This window comes from Arthrobacter flavus (assembly GCF_039526005.1).
Classification (GTDB): Bacteria; Actinomycetota; Actinomycetes; order Actinomycetales; family Micrococcaceae; genus Arthrobacter_D; species Arthrobacter_D flavus.
Genome location: NZ_BAAAIJ010000047.1, coordinates 427,754 through 444,330 on the forward strand (window position 1 = coordinate 427,754; position 16,577 = coordinate 444,330).

The window sequence follows — 16,577 nt, forward strand, 5'->3', positions numbered from 1 at the left end:
ACTGATGCGCAAGCCTGCCGTCGTCGTCGCCGTCCTGGTGTGCCTTGGCACGCTGGGCGGTGGGGCGTTCGCGGTTGCCGCCCAGGGGGTCCCTGAACGGGACGCCCCCGGGCGCAGCATCGTGATCACCAACGACGACGGCGGGCTGGCCTCGGTTCCCCTTCCCGGGGATACTTTCGCGGTCAGCTACCGCAATTCGCTGTACGGAACCATCGCTGAGGAACGTTACACGGTCCTCCCCGACGGCAGTTTCCGGCTCCACCAGATCGCCGCCGACCAACTCGCGGTGCTCGAAGAGTATTACGGTGTCCCCGGCGCCCCCACCCCCGCGGACCCCCAAGACCGGCGGAACTATGTGGTCGAGCCCGACCCAGCACACCCCGCCGTCTTCACTGACCTCTCTATTGCCGCCACCGATCTCGGTGAACGCACCCTCCACCTGCCCGGAACAGCGCCCGTTTCGCTGTGGGACCTGGTCGACGACGATCAGCCCTTCATCCTGCTAGACATCAAGGAGACCCCATGACCGAGCGAATTGACGGCGACGGCGCCGTCAAGGCCGGCAAGCTGCACCGCCCCACCCCCGATCAGGCGATCGATCCGAGCCGCCGCGACGACGCGCGAATACCCGACGACGCCGAGATCAACCCCATCGAGCGCAGCGACGAGATCGATGAAGACGCGCTGATCGCCGAGTTCGAAGCTGAGAAACCCGCCCGCCAGTTGGCAGGTATTCCTGCCATGGTGGTCAAGGTCGGCGGCGCCGGGCTGTCGCTGTTCGCGCTGTACTGGGTGTTCAACCCGATGGCGACGCAGTTTTATCTGCCCGCGTTCCTGATGATCGGCCTGTCCCTGACCTTCCTGGTGTATCGGGGCTGGGGCAGATCGGCGAAGGCCAAGGAAGCTGGCAGGTCCGACAACCCGCACCTGCTCGACTGGGTGTTCGCGATCGTGGCCATCGTGCCGTTCGCCTACATCATCTCGGACTGGGACTCATTCTTCCGCCGAGCCATCACCCCCACCTACCTCGACCTGATCATGGGCATTATCGCTATCCTCGTGGTCCTGGAAGCCGCCCGTCGCACCGTCGGCATCCTGGTCCCCCTCGTAGTGATCGGGTTCTTCGCTTACGCCTACTGGGGTCCCTTCATACCCGCGCCGTTCAACACCTCCTCGTTCGACTGGATCCGGCTGGTGGGCCACAACGTGATGGGTACCCAGGGAATCTTTGGGGTGCCGACTGACGTCGCTGCCACCTACATCATCCTGTTCACCATTTACGGTGCAGTGCTCGGCGCCTCGGGTGCCACCAAGTTCTTCATCGACCTCTCCTTCTCGGCCTTCGGCCAGTCAAAGTCCGGCCCCGGCCGGACCGTCACCCTGGCGGGCTTCCTGCTGGGTACCGTCTCAGGTTCCGGCGTGGCCACCACCGTCACCCTCGGTGGCATTTCCTGGCCGCTGCTGCGTAAGGCCGGTTATCCGAAGGAGCACGGTGGTGGCATTCTGGCCGCTGCGGGTATCGGTGCCATCATGTCGCCTCCCACCCTGGGCGCTGCGGCGTTCATCATCGCCGCTCTGCTGGGCGTGTCCTACCTGGAGGTCCTGATCTGGGCCACCATCCCCACACTGCTCTACTACTTCGGCATCATCCTCGCCATTGAGATGGACGCCCGCCGGTTCAAGACCAAGGCCGTGGAGATGGATATCAAGCCCGTCGGCAAGCTGCTGCTGCGTTTCGGCTACCACTTCAGCTCCCTGATCGCGATCGTCGCCTTCATGGCCCTGGGCATGACCCCGTTCCGCGCCGTGGTGTTCGCGACCGGCCTCGCATTTGTGCTGAGCTTCTTCGACCGGGAGTCCTGGATGACTCCCCGGAAGATCTTCGATGCCCTGGCCACGGGAGCCACCGGTGCCCTCTCCGTCATCCCGGTGATGGCGGCGGCGGGCCTGATCGTGGGCATCATGACCCTGACCGGTCTGGGTCTGAAGCTGGCGAGCATCATCGTCGACTTTGCCGGCGGCAGCCTGCTGCTCACCGCGATCTTCTCGGCCGTCGCCGTGATCCTGCTGGGGTTGGCCGTCCCGGTCACGGCGAGCTTCATCATCTCCTGGGTGATCATCGGCCCCGCCCTGCAGGACGTGGGCGTTCCCGGCTTCGCCGCGGCGATGTTCATCTTCTACTACTCGGTGCTCAGCGAGGTGTCGCCGCCCACGGCGCTCTCACCGTTCGCCGCATCGGCGATCACCGGCGGCAAACCGATCAAGACCATGTGGCTCACCTGGCGGTACACCCTGTCCGCGTTCCTCGTGCCGTTCATCTTTGTCCTCTCCGGCTCCGGAGTCGGGTTGCTACTTCAGGGCGGTGTCGCCACCGTGGCGCTGGCGTTCTCGGTTTCCATCCTGGCGGTGGCAGCGTTGGCCGTCGCCACCGGCGGTTGGCTGCTCGGACCGGCCCGCTGGCCGGAACGGGTCATTCTGGCCATCGGCTCGTTGCCGCTGCTCACCCTCGATCCGGTGAACATCGGGATCGGCGTGGCAATTATCGCCGTCGGCGTGCTGGTGCACCTGATCGGCCGGAAACGGCATCCGTATGATCCGGACGCCGAGCTGGCGGAAGCAGACCCGACCGATTCAGTTGGCTCGGCATCGGGAACGACGGCGCCGGCCACTTCCACGGGTCCCGCCGCTTCATGACCCAAGCACCGTCGACGCATGCAGCAGTCACCATGCTGCAGGCCGTCTCCGTGACCACCACAGGGGTGCTTCCTGCCTTCCTGCTGGGTGCGTTGGCGGTGCAGATCCGTGGGGATCTGGACATCGGACCCGCCGAAATGGGGATGGCAGCCGCCACCCTCTTCACGGTGTCAGGTGTGCTGGCCCGCCCGATCGGCGGGCTGGTCCAGCGGATTGGTGCGGCGAAGGGCATGGTCGCCTCGGCGACCCTCGCCGCCGTCGCGCTGGCTGGTGCAGGTCTGGCGCCGACGTTCGCCCTGCTGATCGTCGCTCTGTTTGTCGGCGGGCTGGCCAACGCCATGGCCCAGCCGTCAGCGAACCTCGGCATCTCCCGGGCGGTCAACCCGAACCGGCTGGGATTGGCGTTCGGCGTCAAGCAGTCGTCCATTCCGGCGGCCTCGATGATCGCCGGGATCGCCGTCCCGGTGATCGCCCTCGCCGTCGGCTGGCGGTACGCGTTTCTGCTCGGCTCGTTGCTGGCCATCGCCATTGCCGTCTGGGCGTTCTTCAGCGCACCCGGCACCCGGCCGACCCAGCCGGGGGAAACCCCGAAGGCTGATCGCGGCACCCCGAGGGGTGGCCTGGTGATGCTGAGTGTGGGCGCGGGGTTCGCTGCTGCGGCGGCCACCTCGCTGGGCGTCTTCCTGGTGGACTCGGCGGTGGAATCCGGGATGGCGCCCGGCACCGCTGGCCTGTTGTTCGCCGGCGCAGCGCTGCTGGGCCTGGTGATCCGGATTATCCTCGGCCTCGCCATGGACAAGTATCCGCAGCGCAGCCCGCTGGTACTGATCACCAACCTGCTGGCCCTCGGCGTGATCGGTTACCTGCTGCTCGCCCTGGGGACCAGTTCACTGCTGTTCGTGCTCGGGGCGCTGCTGGCCTACGGGGCTGGCTGGACCTGGCCCGGCCTGGTGCACTTTGCAGTGGTCCGGGACAACCGGGCCAACGCGGCCACCGCCACCGGAGTCATCCAGACCGGGCTGTCCCTGGGCGCCGCGGCCGGTCCGCTGTTGTTTGGGCTGCTGACTGCAGCCACCTCGTATGAGACCGCCTGGTTGGCGGCCGCCGTCGTCGCTGCCCTGGCTGCCGTGACGTTCACGGTGGCGCGGCGGATGATCCGCCGGTCGCGGGTACTGACCGCTGCGGAAACACTCACGGCCGAGGCCCTGGGAACCGCCGACCCGACTGACACCCTGACCCCGATGGAGGAGAAGAGATGACGCCCACGCGTTTCGCAGTGGTGGGAGGTGGCATTGTTGGTGCCGCCGTCGCCCGCCGGTTGCTGCAGGTCCAGCCCGATGCCGAGGTCACCGTGCTTGAGAAGGAGCCCATCCTCGCCGGGCACCAGACCGGCCGAAACTCCGGCGTCGTCCACGCCGGGCTGTACTACACGCCCGGATCCTTGAAAGCGAAGCTCTGCCGGCAGGGCGTGGACCTGCTCAAGGAGTACTGCAAGGAGAAGGGGCTGCCCTACGACGAGTGCGGCAAGGTGCTCGTCGCCCGCAACCCGGTCGAGGAAGGCCGGCTCGACGACATCATGGAGCGAGCCGTCGCCAACGGGGTCCCCGGAGTCCGCCTCATCGACCAAGCCGAACTGCTGGAACTCGAGCCCCACGTCAAGGGCACCTCGGGGCTGCACTCACCCCACACGGCGATCGTCGACTACGGCGCCATCACCCGCTCCCTGGCCATGGACGTCGAGGCCGCCGGTGGCAGCGTCCACACCGACTTTGAGGTCACCGCGCTGACCGAACGCTCCGGGCAGACGGTGGTCACGGGCAAGCATCGCGGCGCCGAAACCTCCGCCGCCTACGACATGGTGATCGTCTGCGCCGGGCTGCAGGCGGACCGGGTGGCGAAGCTCGCCGGCGACGACGACGACCCCAAGATTGTGCCCTTCCGCGGCGAGTACTACCTACTCCGCCCGGAACGCAAGCATCTGGTTCGCGGTCTGGTGTACCCGGTGCCCGATCCCCGGTACCCGTTCCTCGGGGTCCACCTCACCCCCACCACCGACGGCGAGGTGATGGTGGGCCCCAACGCGGTGCTCGCCCTGGCCCGCGAAGGCTACACGTGGTCCACCATCTCACTGCGGGATCTCAAGGACGCGGTCATGTACTCAGGCTTCAGGTCCTTCGCGAAGCAGCACTGGCGCACCGGTGCCGCCGAGATGCTCGGTTCACTGAGCAAGCGCCGGTTCGTCGCCGAGGCACGCAAGTACGTTCCTGAGATCACCGCCGACGACGTCGTCCCCGGCCCCCGCGGCATCCGCGCCCAGGCGCTGACCCGCGACGGATCTCTGGTGGATGATTTCCGGATCACCCGGCAGGGCTCGGTGCTGTCCGTCAGGAACGCTCCCTCTCCCGCCGCCACCTCCTCACTCGCTATCGCGGAGCACATTGTCTCGCTGGCACTTGAGAACAACTCCGACCGAAAGGACACGTCAGCCCTGTGATTGCCTCCCCTGTAACCAAATCAACCGTCTCCCCGCTCGCCCGGGGCCTCTGGGGCGTGCTGGCCACGCCTTTTCGCGGCAGTGATTTCGCCGTCGACACCGAGTCGCTCCGCAGCGAGGTCCGCCTCTACACCGGGCTGAACGCCACCGGCATGGTGGTCCTCGGCGTCTTCGGCGAAGGCGTCACCCTGGACACCGCCGAGCAGACCCTGATTGTCACCACCGTCGCCGAGGAGGCCGGGGACACCCCGCTGGTGGTCGGCCTGTCGGCACGGTCGACGGCGGTCGCCGTCGAGCAGGCACGCACCGCTGTCGCCGCTGCCGGCAGCAACCTCGGCGCGCTGATGGTGCAGGCCAACAGCGCCAACCCCGAGCTGCTCGCCGCACACCTGACGGCGATCAACGAGGTCATCCCCGCTGACACGGGTGCCGGGATTGTGCTGCAGGACTACCCGGTGGCCTCCGGCGTGAAGATCAGCGCCACGCAGATCCTCAGCGTGCTTCAGCTGTGCCCCTTCATCAGCGCCGTGAAGTCCGAAGCACCCCCGACCGCTGTCCCCATCGCCGCGCTCACCGCGGCCACCACGGTGCCGGTGTTCGGCGGGCTGGGCGGCGTCGGGCTGCTCGATGAACTCGCCGCCGGTGCCGCCGGGGCCATGACCGGGTTCTCCCACCCGGAAGGGCTGCAGGCCGCGCTGACCGCGTTCAACGACGGCGGCTTCCCGGCCGCCCGCACCGCGTTTGCCCCGTGGCTTCCGCTGGCCAACTTCGAGGGCCAGCCCGGCATTGGGCTAGCCCTCCGCAAGGAGATCCTGCGCCGCCGCGGCATCATCGCCGACGCCGCGGTGCGCCCGCCCTCCCCCTCGTTGCCGCCGGCCCTCGCCGACATGATCGACGCCCACCTTGATGCTGTGAAGGAGATTGCCTGATGGATACCGGACTCAAAGGGAAGAACGTGTTGGTGCCGGGCGCAAGCTCGGGCATCGGCCTGGCTATCGCGCAGGCGCTGGCCGACGAGGGCGCCAACGTGGTGCTCGCCGCCCGCCGCGAGGACGTGGTGCAGGCTGAAGCGGCCAGGCTGCCCTCAGCCGTCGGACTCGCGATGGACCTGACCGACGACGGCGCCCCCGCCGCGCTCGTCGAAGCGGCCGAGAAGGCCTTCGGCCCGATCGATGTGCTGATCCTCAACAGCGGCGGCCCGCCTCCCGGCGGCGCAGCCGACGTCAGCGACGAACAGGCCCTCGCCGCCGTGCACCAGTTGCTGCTGCAGCACATGCGGCTGACCAATCTGGTGCTGCCCGGCATGCGCGAGCGCGGCTGGGGACGCATCGTCGCCGTCGGGTCCAGCGGCGTACAGCAGCCGCTGCCGAACCTGGCGCTCTCCAACATTGGCCGGGCCGGGCTGGCCGGCTACCTGAAGACCCTCGCCGCCGAGGTCGCAGCCGACGGCGTCACCGTGAACATGGTGCTTCCCGGCCGGATCGACACGGACCGGGTGGCGTCCCTCGACGCCGCAGCGGCGAAGCGGACCGGCAGCACCCCCGACGAGGCCCGCGCCGCGTCCGAGAAGACTATTCCCGCCGGACGGTACGGTGCGCCCGAGGAGTTCGGTGCCGTCGTCGCGTTCCTTGCCAGCATCCCCGCCGCCTACGTCACGGGTGAGCAGATCCGCTGCGACGGCGGACTGGTCCGCGCGTACTAGCCCCTGCTGTTCCTGACGTTATTGAAACTTTTGACCTGATTGCACCTGAACAGAAAGAAGCGCCGTCCATGCATTTGGCCTCAGTCCGCGAATGCGGCCACGAACTTGCCGCAGTGATCCACCCCGTGCGCGGTGTCGCACTGGTCCGCGACCTCATTCCCGGCTTCACCGGTGACCTGCTGGAGCTGCTGGCCACCGATTCGCTCGGGAAGCTGGAGTCCTTCGCCGAGTCCGCGGACACCGCGGTGTTCCGTGACCGCGATTCGGTAACCTTCGGCGCCCCGTACCGGCATCCCCGGATGCTGTGGGGCATCGGCCTGAACTATGTGGAGCACGCGTCCGATCTGTCCGAGGGCGTCCCGGACGAGCCGGCGTCGTTCATCAAGGGCGATCACACCATCATCGGCCCGGGCGAGAACATCACCATCCCGCACCAGAGTGTGCGGACCACCGCCGAGGCCGAGCTGGGCCTAGTCATCGGCAGCTACTGCCGCGACGTGGAGCCGGAGGACGCGCTGTCCTACGTGGCCGGCGTCGTCACCCTGCTGGACCAGACCGCCGAGGACATCCTGGAGAAGAACCCCCGGTTCCTGACCCGGTCCAAGAACTTCCCCGGCTTCTTCTCCTTCGGACCGGAGATTGTGCCCTTGGCGGAGGTCGCGGACGACTCCGGATCGCTGGCCGCCGTCGAGGTGTCCACCGTGATCAACGGCGAGGTGCACCGCAGCAACGTGGTCGGCAACATGAGGTACTCCCCCGAGTATCTGGTCAGCTTCCACAGCAAGGTGATGCCGCTCTACCCGGGTGACATCATCTCCACCGGCACGCCCGGCGCCGTGCACATCAGGGCGGGCGACGTGGCGGAATGCCGCATCCCCGGCGTCGGTGTGCTCAGCAACCCGGTGGTCGACCAGGAAGCTGCGTCTGTTCAGGGAGCTCCTCAGGAAGGCAGTGGCGTCAGTGAATAACTCCTCCGACAACGGATTACGGGCGGGCCCCCTTGATGGCATCAAGGTGGCCGACTTCTCCCGGGTGCTCGCGGGGCCGTTTGCCTCGATGATGCTGGCCGATTTCGGGGCCGACGTGATCAAGGTGGAAAGCCCCTCCGGCGACGACACCCGCAGCTGGACACCGCCGGTGGACGAGTACGGGGTGGGCACCTATTTCTCCAGCGTGAACCGCAACAAGCGCTCGGTGGTGTGCGACCTGACCACTGACGAGGGACAGGCGGCGGCGCTGGAGATCGCGTTGACGGCCGACGTCGTGATCGAGAACTTCCGGCCCGGCATCATGGAGCGGTTCGGGCTGGACTACGACTCCCTCCAGGACCGGCGGCCGGACCTGATCTACTGCTCCATCACCGGGTTCGGCAGCGCCGCCGGTGCACACCTGCCCGGCTATGACCTGCTGGTGCAGGCCGTCGGCGGGCTGATGAGCGTCACCGGCGGGCTCGATTCGGAGCCGAGCAAGGTCGGCGTGGCCCTGGTGGATGTCGTGACCGGGCAGAACGCCGTCGTCGGGATCCTCGCCGCCCTGCGGTCGCTGGAACAGACTGGGGTGGGCCAACGGGTGGATGTGAACCTGCTGTCGTCGCTGCTGTCGGGGCTGGTGAACCAGGCGTCGAGCACGCTGGCCACCGGCGAATCCCCGCAGCGGATGGGCAACGCGCACCCGAGCATCGCGCCGTACGAGACGCTGCGGACCGCTGATGGTCCGCTGGCCGTCGCCGTCGGGACCAACAAGCAGTTCGCCGGGCTGGTCCGGGTGCTCGGGGTGCCCGAGCTCTCCAGCGATGAGCGGTTCGCCGGGAATTCGAGCCGGGTGGCCAACCGGGTGGTGCTGAAGTCCCTGCTGGAACAACAACTGGGATCGAAGTCCGCCGCTGACTGGTCGGAGCTGCTCAGTATCGCCGGTGTGCCCGCCGGGAAGGTGAACTCGATTGTCGAGGCCCTGGAACTGGCTGACACGCTGGGTCTCGCCCCCGTCGTCGAGATCGCCAATGCTGACGGGTCGCGGACCAGCCAACAGGTCGCCAACCCTATCCACCTCTCCGGGACCCCCGCCCGGTACCGGCGTCCGCCGCCCCTGTTGGGCGAGCACAATGGCGCCGCCTTTGACCTCCCCGCCGTTCCAGCGTTGCACCATCTACAGTGAAAGCAGGATCCCCAGTGACCTCCTCAACCATGACTTCCTCAACCGTTGAAAGCAGCACCATGACTGACATGTCAGACCTGATCGGTATCGAATCGCTCCTCTCCCCCGAGGAAATCAGTCTCCGCGAGACCGTGCGGTCGTTCGTGGATACCGAGATTAAACCGAACATCGCCCAGTGGTACGACGACGCCGTCTTCCCGATGGAGATCGTCCCGCAGATGGCCGAGCTGGGCCTGCTCGGCATGCACCTCAAGGGCTACGGCTGCCCCGGGAAGTCGTCGGTCGAGTACGGGTTGGCGGCGATGGAGCTGGAGGCCGGCGACTCGGGTCTGCGGACCTTCGTTTCCGTGCAGGGGTCGCTGGCGATGAGCGCCATCTACAAGCACGGCTCGGAGGAGCAGAAGACCGAGTGGCTGCCGCAGATGGCCGCCGGGACCGCGATCGGCGCGTTCGGGCTGACCGAGCCGACTGCCGGGTCCGACCCCGGCGCCATGCAGACGTTCGCGAAGCGCGACGGGTCCGACTGGATCCTCAACGGCGCCAAGCGCTGGATCGGCCTGGCTTCGGTGGCGAAGCTGGCGATCATCTGGGCGATGACCGACGACGGCGTCCGCGGGTTCGTGGTGCCCACCGACAGCCCAGGGTTCGTGGCGACGCCGATCAAGCAGAAGCTCTCCATGCGGGCTTCCATCCAGTGCGATATCACCCTGACCGACCTTCGGTTGCCGGAAAGCGCGATGCTCCCGAACGCCAAGGGGCTGCGCGGCCCGTTCGAGTGCCTGAATGAGGCGCGTTACGGGATTATCTGGGGCGCCATGGGTGCTGCCCGCGATAGCTACCTCACCGCGCTGGCCTACTCGCAGGAGCGGCTGCAGTTCGGGAAGCCCCTGTCCGGTTACCAGCTGACGCAGGAGAAACTGGTGAACATGGCGTTGGAGATCAACAAGGGCACACTGCTCGCGCTGCAGCTGGGCCGGTTGAAGGACGCCGGGACCCTGCAGCCGTACCAGATCTCGGTGGGCAAGCTGAACAACTGCCGCGAGGCAATTGCGATCTGCCGTGAGGCGCGCGCGATGCTCGGCGGCAACGGCGTCACCCTGGATTACTCGCCGCTGCGGCACGCGAACAACCTGGAGAGCGTCAGGACCTATGAGGGTACCGACGAGGTGCACACCCTGATCCTGGGCAACCACATCACCGGCGTCCCCGCGTTCCGGTGAGCGAGGCAGCTGCCCGCGCGTCTTCAGCTCCCGGCGGTATTCCCGCCACCGGCATCCGCAAGGGCCTGACCACCTACGGGGACGCCGAGTTCTCGATGTTCCTGCGGAAGGCGTTCATCAAGGGTGCCGGGTATTCCGACGACGCCCTGGACCGGCCGGTGATCGGAATCCTCAACACCGGCAGCGGGTTCAACCCGTGCCACGGCAACATGCCGACGCTGCTGGAGGCGGTGAAGCGCGGGGTGATGCTCGCCGGCGGGTTGCCGGTGGACTTTCCCACCATCTCCATCCACGAGAGCTTCTCGCAACCCACCAGCATGTTCCTGCGGAACCTGATGTCGATGGACACGGAGGAGATGATCCGGGCCCAGCCGATGGACGCCGTCGTGCTGATCGGCGGCTGCGACAAAACCGTGCCCGCCCAGCTGATGGGTGCGGCCTCGGCCGGGGTGCCGACGATTTCGCTGGTGACCGGGTCAATGCTGACCGGCGGGTATCGGGGCGAGCGGGTGGGTGCGTGCACCGACTGCCGGGCGTTCTGGGGCAGGTTCAGGGGCGGGGAGATCTCCAAACCAGAGATCGACGACGTGAACTCGCGGCTGGTCGGCAGCGTCGGTACCTGCTCGGTGATGGGCACGGCCAGCACCATGGCCTGCCTGACCGAGGCGATGGGAATCGCGATGCCGGGTTCGGCGTCGGCTCCCGCTGTTACGGCCGACCGGGTGCGGATCGCTGAGGCGACCGGGACGCAGGCTGTTGCCCTGGCGGCGGCTGGCACGAAGATGGACACCATCCTCACCCAAGAGTCATTCGAGAACGGGTTGCGGGTACTGCTGGCCATCGGTGGCTCGACGAACGCGATCATCCACCTGACCGCGGTTGCGGGTCGATTGGGGATCCGGTTGTCGCTGGAGCAGTTGGACCGGATGAGCACGGAGACCCCTGTGCTGGTGGATCTGAAGCCGTCCGGGAAGTACTACATGGAGGACTTCCACCGTGCCGGCGGGGTTCCCGCGGTGCTGCGGGAGCTGGGGTCGCTGATTCACCGGGAGGTGCCGACGGTGACGGGTCGGACGCTCGGTGAAGAGATTGACGACGCCGGCCCCGGCTTCCCGCAAGACATCATCCGGCAGCTGTCGAACCCGGTCTACCCGGAAGGCAGCCTTGCGTTCCTGCGTGGAAACCTGGCACCGGGTGGGGCGATCATCAAACAGGCTGCCGTATCTCCCGCGCTGCTGGAGCACACCGGCCCTGCGGTGGTGTTCGAGAACACTGCCGATTTGGCGGCGCGGATCGATGATCCCGAACTGGAGGTCACCGCCGATTCGGTCCTGGTGTTGATGAACATCGGACCAGTTGGAGCGCCTGGGATGCCCGAAGCGGGGTATCTGCCGATCCCGAAGAAGCTTGCCTCGCGGGGGGTGCGCGACATGGTGCGAATCTCGGACGGCCGGATGTCCGGCACTGCCGCTGGCGCCGTCGTACTGCATGTAACACCGGAGTCAGCAGTGGGCGGACCGTTGCGGCTGGTGCAGACCGGTGACACGATCACGTTGAGTGTCAGCCGCCGGTTGATCCAGGTAGAGGTATCCGATGCGGAGCTGGCGCGGCGAGAAGAGGCGATAGGTCCCGCGGCACCAGCCGTTCCGGAGCGTGGCTACCGGAAGCTGTTCGTCACCGAGGTAACGCAGGCAGACGAGGGCTGCGACTTCCGATTCCTGCAGGCCTAGATCTCGGGCAGACCGGCTTCTTGCCCAACACAATCTTTGCAGTCTCCGACGATCCCGGTCACCTGGAAAACATCGGCGAACCCTGAGTCGCGGCTCAGTTCGGCAGCCCAGTTACTGATCGCTTCTGCATCCAGTTCCTCGGTTCTCCCGCAGCTGCGGCAGATCAAGTGGCAGTGGTGATCCGTTCGATGACAGCGGCGGTACCGAGCCTCACCGTCATGGGAGTGGAACACGTCGACCTCTCCGCTTTCAACGAATTGCTGTAACGCGCGGTAGACCGTCGACAGAGCCAGCGATTCCCCCTGTTTGGACAGGGTGGAGTGGAGCTCCTGGGCACACTGGAACCGGTCGCTATTTTGCAGTAGGTCCATGAGTGCGGTGCGCCGACGGGTGGTGCGCATGGCTCATCATTCCTTCCTCAATTCGCGAGGTTCCTCCCTCCGCTTTGTGAGGGTTTGCGCGTCGATCAGACGGGCGAATCATCGGCAGTAGGACTGCCAACAGCGCGTAGAAACCAATGGAAAGCACGGTGATCATCGCGCCCGGGGACAGTGGATAGAAGTAGGTGATGGACAGTCCCATCACGCAAACGGTGCCTCCAATGCCCATTGCCAGTCCCATCGTGTTTCGGAATGAGGTAGCGATCAGCTGGGCGATAGCTACCGGGACGATCATGAGCGCCGACACGAGGAGGACGCCAACTACCCGCATGGAGATTGCGACGGTCAGTGCAGCAGTGACCGCGACCAGGATGTTCAACGCACGGACAGGGAGTCCGCTTGCCCGGGCGAATTCCTCGTCGTTGCAGAGTGCAAAAAGAGCAGGACGAAGGCCCAGGCCGACTCCGAGGATCAGCGCTGAAAGGCCTACAGTCAGCCAGACATCCAGTTGATCCACCGTCGATATTGAGCCGAATAGGTAGCCGGTCAGGTTCGCCGAGGTGCCCCCCGCAAAGCCAATGAGGAGCACTCCGCCCGCGATTCCGCCGTAGAACAGCAGAGCAAGGGCCACGTCAGCGCTACTTTTGCCTTTCTCCCGAACGTATTCGATCAGGAGGGCGCCCGCGATGGAGGCGATGATCGCTCCTGGTACGGCCCACACTTCTACCGAGTCGCTGCCGGCGGCGGCACCTGCCAGCCAGCCCATGGCTACGCCAGTGAGTGCGACATGTCCGATGCCATCACCGAGGAGGGCCAGCCTGCGTTGCACCAGGTAGGTTCCGATCACGGGCGCTGCCGTTCCTACCAGGACAGCGATGATGAGGGCTCGTTGCATCAGCGAGCTGTTGAGCATGGCGGCGAACGTATCCCAGAATTCTGTGTTCACTTTCGCCACCCCATCCTGAGTTCAGGCACTGGATGCCGGCCGGTCTGCAGAGCGTCCGGGTGGTGGTGCCCGGGGTCATTCCCGGTCGACCCAGGCGGAAGGCCGTCCTGCACCACTTTTCCCTGGTCAAGGACTACGGCACGCTGGATCATGCTGCTCAGTTCGCCGAGTTCGTGGAGGACCACCAGGATCGTCGCCCCCGCTGTGTGCAGTTGTTGCAGGCTTGCCGCCAGGGCAATCTTGGATGTCCGGTCGATTCCGGACAGGGGTTCGTCAATAATCAGGAGTCGAGGCTTGCGAATCAAGGCACGAGCGATCAGCACCCGCTGCTGCTGACCTCCCGAAAACAAGTGCACGCTCTCGCCCGCACGCTCGGCGAGGCCCACCTCCCCCAGGGCGTCCCGCACCAAAGCCCTGCTCCCGCGCGGAGGCCGGAGGCACCTGCCGCTGAGCAATCCGGACATCACTACCTCTTCAGCCGTCGCCGACATAGAAGGGACCGTGTTCACGCGTTGTGGCACATACCCGATGCGCGCCCACGGCACTTTGCTTCGGTCAGAGATGTCCGCGCCATAGAGTGCCACCCGGCCGGAAGCAGGCGGAACCAGGCCCACCATCGTCTTTACCAGGGTGGTCTTCCCGGACCCGTTCGCACCCAAGAGGGCCAGCGTCTCGCCGTCGGACACCCGCAGGTTGATCCCACTCAGAATCGGCCCAGCGCCGAGGTCCACTGAGAGATCCTCGACGAGGACCGCTGACGGAGCGTTCGTCTGACTACTCACAGCCGAGTGCCTCCTGCAGCGCGGTGAGGTTGCTCCGCATCACGGTGAGGTAATCGGAGCTGGGATCGGCAAGAGTCTCCAAAGGGTCGAGGACCGCGGTCTGGATCCCCAGGTCCGCCGCAATCGTTTCTGCCACCTTGGGGTTCACCAGGGACTCGGTGAAAATAGTTGTCACATCCTCACCCTCGATGACCCGCTGAATCTTTGCGACCCGTGCGGGCGCAGGTTCTGCTTCGGGATCAATTCCTGCAATGCCCATCTGCTCCAGGCCATAGTTCGTGACCAGATATCCGTAGGCTTCGTGCGAAACAACGATGGTGTCCCGCGCGCACGCGGCCAGCCCGGTCCTGTACTCCTCATCCAGCGCCGAAAGCTCCTGGGTGAGTTGGTCCGCGTTGGCCCCATACGTCGCCGCATTGTCGGGATCGATCTCGCTGAGAGTCGTTTGCACTTGCTCAGCGACTGCGGCGAGCCGTTGGGGGTCGAGCCAGAAGTGCGGATCCGCCGAGCCGGTCCCCGAGCCGTCGTCGAGACTGGATCCGTCAGCCGTTTGCAGATTCGCTGAACCGGCCACGTCGATGACGTGGTCTGGGCTGACCTGGATGACGGCCTCATCTACTGCGGGCTGGAACCCGGACGCGTACACGACCACCGAAGCTTCAGCCAGATCACTGACCATTGCCGGGGAAAGCTCCAGGTTATGCGGTTCGGCACCCGGCGGTGTCACCGACCCGACATCGACAGCATCTCCTGCTATCGCCTGCACCACGAACTGCAGTGGGTAGAAGGACGCCAACGCGTCCAGAGGTGCATCGCCGTCGCCGCTCACGCCTGCGGTCGGGCCGCAGGCGGAAAGAGTGAGTGCAAGTACAACGGGTAGTGCGAGTGAGCGACGCAAAACAGCCATCATCGGTTTCCTCATCATGGGTAATGGACCGGAACCCTGCGGTCTCGGATGATTCGAGACCGCAGGGCATTGGGTCGTAAGGTCAGCAGAAACCGGGCGCCGTGCCCGCTATAAGCGACACGGGTTCTTAGTCTTCGTGCTCCTCATCCTCATGATCGTGATCATGGTCTTCATGGCTGGAGGATTCAGGGTCTCCGGTGACGATGGCAAGCTCGGTGGGGATTTCAGGCAGGTCGAAGCTGTCGAGAACAGTGCCAGCTTCGACGTCGATCACGTGAAGCTGCTGGGTAGCGGCGTCAGTCACGTAGGCGAAACCATCGGCGCCCACTTTGACGATCGGGCCGGGTGACTGCCACTCCTCGGGCTCCTCCCACGGCTCGACGACGTCTATCTCGTGGATCATTTCGCCGGTTTCCTCATCAAGGATGTTCAGCTGCCCGTCGTAGGTTAGGACCAGTGCCTCACCCTCCGCGCCGCGGGCGAGGGAGCGGAACCAGTAAGACGATCCGAGGTCAACGGTGGTGGCCGAGTCGGAGAGCGTGTCGAACAGCCCGATCCGTGTGGGGCGTTCCTTCTCAGCATCGGGGTCCGTCTTGTAGTCGCCAAGGATGATCGACGAATCATGGTGACCGAAGAGGTTACCGGATCGCTGGTAGTCCTCCTCGACAGCGACCTTGTGGAACTCTCCATCCCGGAAAACGACCGGTCCGTTCTCGCAACCGAGAGCGACGACGTCGCCATCAGCCGTGGGAGCGGCTGCGGTCTCACCATGGACGCCGGGGCAATCAGTGGTCTCGGCGATGACCTCGCCCTCCGGAGACTGCACCTGAATAGTATTGGTACCATCGGCGGTTCCCTGCGTCAGGAGAAGATCCCCACTCGTCAACGGAACAGCAACACCGTGGTGAGCGCTGTCTGTGGAATATTCCTGGATCTCATCGTCGCCGATCTCGCCATCCGCGAGAGCTTCGGAGTCCATCACCGTGATAGCGCCGGTGCCGTCGGAGAAGAGGGCCGTTTTACCGTCATGGACTACTACGTGGCCGGGCTCAGGGGCTTCAACGGTCGTCTCGGTGAGGGTCGGTGCGCTTTCGAAGTAGTGGTTGTGGTCCCCATGGCCCTGAGCGATCAGACCAGAATCGAAGAGGCTGAAGCCCTCAGTGGAGCTAACCATGACGTGCCGGCCATCTCCGGCGTTGTTGACCCGCAGGAAGCCATCCATTTCGGTGGTGGTAAGTACTTCACCTGATTCGGTGTCGACGGTCATCACCCCGCCGTCATAGGTCAGAACGGCGCGAGGAGCAAGAGCGGCGACCTCGGTCTGGCCTTCTCCTTCGGCGGGGTGCTCTTCGGATGCTGCCGCAGAGGCGGAACCTCCCGCGGAGGGTGCAGAGTCGCTCGAATCGGACGGCGTTGCGGAGGCGCACGCGGATAACAGGAGGGCCGTAGCAACGGCCACGGAGAGGGCAAGTGGTGGTTTAGTAATCGACATACCAGCACTCTAAATGATAATGCTTCTCATTCGCAAACAACAACGGCCTTCATCCCACCGACCCCTGCCGCAATGT

At 65.7% G+C, this 16,577-nt stretch carries 15 protein-coding genes; 10 read left to right on the forward strand and 5 right to left on the reverse strand.

Annotation, left to right across the window (positions count from 1 at the left end; genetic code table 11):
* The first annotated feature begins 4 nt into the window (after positions 1 to 4).
* From ABD059_RS12085 to ABD059_RS12130, 10 genes are all read left to right on the forward strand, one after another.
* The gene (locus ABD059_RS12085; protein ID WP_343880334.1) at positions 5 to 526 is read left to right on the forward strand and encodes a hypothetical protein; all 522 of its coding nucleotides are present in this window, start codon (positions 5 to 7) and stop codon (positions 524 to 526) included.
* Positions 523 to 2,694 (forward strand): TRAP transporter permease, encoded by a 2,172-nt coding sequence (locus tag ABD059_RS12090; RefSeq protein WP_343880336.1) that lies wholly within the window; start codon positions 523 to 525, stop codon positions 2,692 to 2,694. Before ABD059_RS12085 ends, ABD059_RS12090 begins: the two co-directional genes overlap by 4 nt.
* Positions 2,691 to 3,953, forward strand: a complete 1,263-nt coding sequence (locus ABD059_RS12095) for an MFS transporter (protein ID WP_343880338.1) — start codon at positions 2,691 to 2,693, stop codon at positions 3,951 to 3,953. The genes ABD059_RS12090 and ABD059_RS12095 overlap by 4 nt, the downstream gene beginning before the upstream one ends.
* Positions 3,950 to 5,188, forward strand: a complete 1,239-nt coding sequence (gene lhgO / locus ABD059_RS12100) for an L-2-hydroxyglutarate oxidase (RefSeq protein ID WP_343880340.1) — start codon at positions 3,950 to 3,952, stop codon at positions 5,186 to 5,188. The genes ABD059_RS12095 and lhgO overlap by 4 nt, the downstream gene beginning before the upstream one ends.
* A complete protein-coding gene (locus ABD059_RS12105) occupies positions 5,185 to 6,117 on the forward strand; it encodes a dihydrodipicolinate synthase family protein (protein WP_343880342.1) in 933 nt (310 codons plus the stop codon). The genes lhgO and ABD059_RS12105 overlap by 4 nt, the downstream gene beginning before the upstream one ends.
* The gene (locus ABD059_RS12110) at positions 6,117 to 6,890 is read left to right on the forward strand and encodes an SDR family oxidoreductase (RefSeq protein WP_343880344.1); all 774 of its coding nucleotides are present in this window, start codon (positions 6,117 to 6,119) and stop codon (positions 6,888 to 6,890) included. The genes ABD059_RS12105 and ABD059_RS12110 overlap by 1 nt, the downstream gene beginning before the upstream one ends.
* A 68-nt stretch (positions 6,891 to 6,958) precedes the next feature.
* Positions 6,959 to 7,858, forward strand: a complete 900-nt coding sequence (locus ABD059_RS12115) for a fumarylacetoacetate hydrolase family protein (protein ID WP_343880346.1) — start codon at positions 6,959 to 6,961, stop codon at positions 7,856 to 7,858.
* The gene (locus tag ABD059_RS12120; protein WP_343880348.1) at positions 7,851 to 9,044 is read left to right on the forward strand and encodes a CaiB/BaiF CoA transferase family protein; all 1,194 of its coding nucleotides are present in this window, start codon (positions 7,851 to 7,853) and stop codon (positions 9,042 to 9,044) included. The genes ABD059_RS12115 and ABD059_RS12120 overlap by 8 nt, the downstream gene beginning before the upstream one ends.
* A 59-nt stretch (positions 9,045 to 9,103) precedes the next feature.
* A complete protein-coding gene (locus tag ABD059_RS12125; protein ID WP_343880575.1) occupies positions 9,104 to 10,264 on the forward strand; it encodes an acyl-CoA dehydrogenase family protein in 1,161 nt (386 codons plus the stop codon).
* The gene (locus ABD059_RS12130; RefSeq protein WP_343880350.1) at positions 10,261 to 11,994 is read left to right on the forward strand and encodes an IlvD/Edd family dehydratase; all 1,734 of its coding nucleotides are present in this window, start codon (positions 10,261 to 10,263) and stop codon (positions 11,992 to 11,994) included. The genes ABD059_RS12125 and ABD059_RS12130 overlap by 4 nt, the downstream gene beginning before the upstream one ends.
* Here ABD059_RS12130 and ABD059_RS12135 read toward each other — a convergent pair.
* The 5 genes from ABD059_RS12135 to ABD059_RS12155 form a co-directional block, all read right to left on the reverse strand.
* Positions 11,991 to 12,395: a Fur family transcriptional regulator gene (locus ABD059_RS12135; RefSeq protein WP_343880352.1), complete on the reverse strand. Its 405-nt coding sequence runs from the start codon at positions 12,393 to 12,395 to the stop codon at positions 11,991 to 11,993. The genes ABD059_RS12130 and ABD059_RS12135 overlap by 4 nt on opposite strands.
* The gene (locus ABD059_RS12140) at positions 12,346 to 13,287 is read right to left on the reverse strand and encodes a metal ABC transporter permease (protein ID WP_343880577.1); all 942 of its coding nucleotides are present in this window, start codon (positions 13,285 to 13,287) and stop codon (positions 12,346 to 12,348) included. Before ABD059_RS12140 ends, ABD059_RS12135 begins: the two co-directional genes overlap by 50 nt.
* Positions 13,288 to 13,316: 29 nt before the next feature.
* On the reverse strand, positions 13,317 to 14,102 hold the full coding sequence (locus tag ABD059_RS12145) for a metal ABC transporter ATP-binding protein (protein WP_343880354.1): 786 nt from the start codon (positions 14,100 to 14,102) through the stop codon (positions 13,317 to 13,319).
* Positions 14,095 to 15,009, reverse strand: a complete 915-nt coding sequence (locus ABD059_RS12150) for a metal ABC transporter substrate-binding protein (RefSeq protein WP_343880355.1) — start codon at positions 15,007 to 15,009, stop codon at positions 14,095 to 14,097. Before ABD059_RS12150 ends, ABD059_RS12145 begins: the two co-directional genes overlap by 8 nt.
* A 127-nt stretch (positions 15,010 to 15,136) precedes the next feature.
* Entirely contained in the window at positions 15,137 to 16,501 is a 1,365-nt protein-coding gene (locus tag ABD059_RS12155) for a hypothetical protein (RefSeq protein ID WP_343880357.1), read from the reverse strand.
* Positions 16,502 to 16,577 lie beyond the last annotated feature (76 nt).

Excerpts from the sequence above, each read along its gene's own strand:
- ABD059_RS12115 (WP_343880346.1), top strand. The coding sequence starts at position 6,959 with ATGCATTTGGCCTCAGTCCGCGAATGCGGCCACGAACTTGCCGCAGTG.
- lhgO (WP_343880340.1), top strand. The coding sequence starts at position 3,950 with ATGACGCCCACGCGTTTCGCAGTGGTGGGAGGTGGCATTGTTGGTGCC.
- ABD059_RS12155 (WP_343880357.1), bottom strand. The coding sequence starts at position 16,501 with ATGTCGATTACTAAACCACCACTTGCCCTCTCCGTGGCCGTTGCTACG.
- ABD059_RS12090 (WP_343880336.1), top strand. The coding sequence starts at position 523 with ATGACCGAGCGAATTGACGGCGACGGCGCCGTCAAGGCCGGCAAGCTG.
- ABD059_RS12125 (WP_343880575.1), top strand. The coding sequence starts at position 9,104 with ATGACTGACATGTCAGACCTGATCGGTATCGAATCGCTCCTCTCCCCC.
- ABD059_RS12085 (WP_343880334.1), top strand. The coding sequence starts at position 5 with ATGCGCAAGCCTGCCGTCGTCGTCGCCGTCCTGGTGTGCCTTGGCACG.
- ABD059_RS12110 (WP_343880344.1), top strand. The coding sequence starts at position 6,117 with ATGGATACCGGACTCAAAGGGAAGAACGTGTTGGTGCCGGGCGCAAGC.
- ABD059_RS12140 (WP_343880577.1), bottom strand. The coding sequence starts at position 13,287 with ATGCTCAACAGCTCGCTGATGCAACGAGCCCTCATCATCGCTGTCCTG.
- ABD059_RS12150 (WP_343880355.1), bottom strand. The coding sequence starts at position 15,009 with ATGGCTGTTTTGCGTCGCTCACTCGCACTACCCGTTGTACTTGCACTC.
- ABD059_RS12095 (WP_343880338.1), top strand. The coding sequence starts at position 2,691 with ATGACCCAAGCACCGTCGACGCATGCAGCAGTCACCATGCTGCAGGCC.
- ABD059_RS12135 (WP_343880352.1), bottom strand. The coding sequence starts at position 12,395 with ATGCGCACCACCCGTCGGCGCACCGCACTCATGGACCTACTGCAAAAT.